The organism is Propionibacterium acidifaciens DSM 21887 (genome assembly GCF_000426605.1).
Taxonomy (GTDB): Bacteria; Actinomycetota; Actinomycetes; order Propionibacteriales; family Propionibacteriaceae; genus Propionibacterium; species Propionibacterium acidifaciens.
The window spans coordinates 1-1,261 of record NZ_AUFR01000085.1 but is presented as its reverse complement, the minus strand read 5'-3'; the positions used below and the strand labels follow the sequence as shown (position 1 = coordinate 1,261).

The window sequence follows — 1,261 nt, the reverse complement described above, 5'->3', positions numbered from 1 at the left end:
CAAAGCACGTAATTGTCCGTGCGTTTCTTCCACCTGATCAGAACAGCGGTTTCCTCCGGGGTGACCCCGACCTGCATGCCCCAATCATATCCGAAACGACACGAGAAATCCATGAAAAATACGATTTCGTTTCATGCCAGTCAAAGCGACACCAGATGAGCGAAGAGAGATATCAGGACGCTGGAGGAAATCCCTATGAACCCTGACGCAACCAAAAGAAACAAACGCATCAAAAAAGGTGACAGCAAACCCGGCGAGACATCTTCCCGCGATGGCGATGTCTTCATGATTCCCCTTGACAATGGGAAAGCCTACCTTGGTCAGGTGATAGCCACCCCCAACTACGCAAACACATATATTGTGATATTCGATTTCTTGGCGAATGAAAAAGATGCTGCACGACATGTGGATGAAGCGTTGTCGTCATCCCCACTCTTGGCTGGACTAACCATTACCCCATTCAAGGTAAGACCAACTTGGAAAATAATAATGAATCGTCCACTGACCAGCCGAGATGCCGATCGCTTTCTTCCTGCATATTTTGCAAGCGTGCGGGGCAAGAAGATCATAGAAGACTTCTATCGCAAAAGAAGTCGCCCTGCCTCGCCAGATGAAGAAGCCACGGCCTTTAATGCCATTGTCAACAACAGGAATGCTATACGCAACACAAAATTAATTACTGCGCGGAGGAGCATCTCGGCGGCCACCTTCGAAGCGGCATTGAGGGCCATTAATGGACTGGAGACGTGGAATGAACGCTACGCCGATCTATGCGCCGACAGAGTCGTGCTTGCACGAGATGTTTTTGGCTCACAATGTTGAATGAAATAGGTTCTTCAGGCAACGACGAGCACTTGGTTCACGCTGCTTGATCGTGTTGCCTGGACACGGAGGTTCATGGCCGCCATGGAACATGGAGGCTTATTCATAGGGTGTAGGTGAATATGATTCCGAGTGTTGCTGTGATGGTGTCCGGGAGGGTGTCGGTGGGGCGTCTGTAGCCGGTTTTGAGGGTGTGCCAGGTTTTGAGGTTGGCGATGACTTGTTCGATCCGCCACCTGATCTGGTCGATGGCCCGGTTGACGTTCTTGTCGGCCTCGGACAGGGGAAGACCCGGGAGTTTCTTGACAGGGGTGATCAGGCCCATCCCGACATACCCTTTGTCCGCGATGTGCCGGGTGGGAGGGTGTCTGGTCGGATCACTGCTCGAGGGGTCGTTGTTGTTGTCGAGGAGGCCTGATTCGGTGAGCGCCCGGGCGTC

At 52.3% G+C, this 1,261-nt stretch carries 3 protein-coding genes; 2 read left to right on the top strand and 1 reads right to left on the bottom strand.

What is annotated here, in order from left to right:
- Both K336_RS19490 and K336_RS18230 read left to right on the top strand, forming a co-directional pair.
- A partial coding sequence (locus K336_RS19490; RefSeq protein WP_211223521.1) for a hypothetical protein occupies positions 1-206 on the top strand: 206 nt, incomplete at its 5' end.
- Entirely contained in the window at positions 196-822 is a 627-nt protein-coding gene (locus K336_RS18230) for an Imm26 family immunity protein (protein WP_081660869.1), read from the top strand. The genes K336_RS19490 and K336_RS18230, both read left to right, overlap by 11 nt.
- Before the next feature lie 103 nt (positions 823-925).
- Here K336_RS18230 and K336_RS0112435 read toward each other — a convergent pair.
- On the bottom strand, positions 926-1,261 hold a 336-nt coding region (locus K336_RS0112435), incomplete at its 5' end, for a transposase family protein (RefSeq protein WP_028707198.1).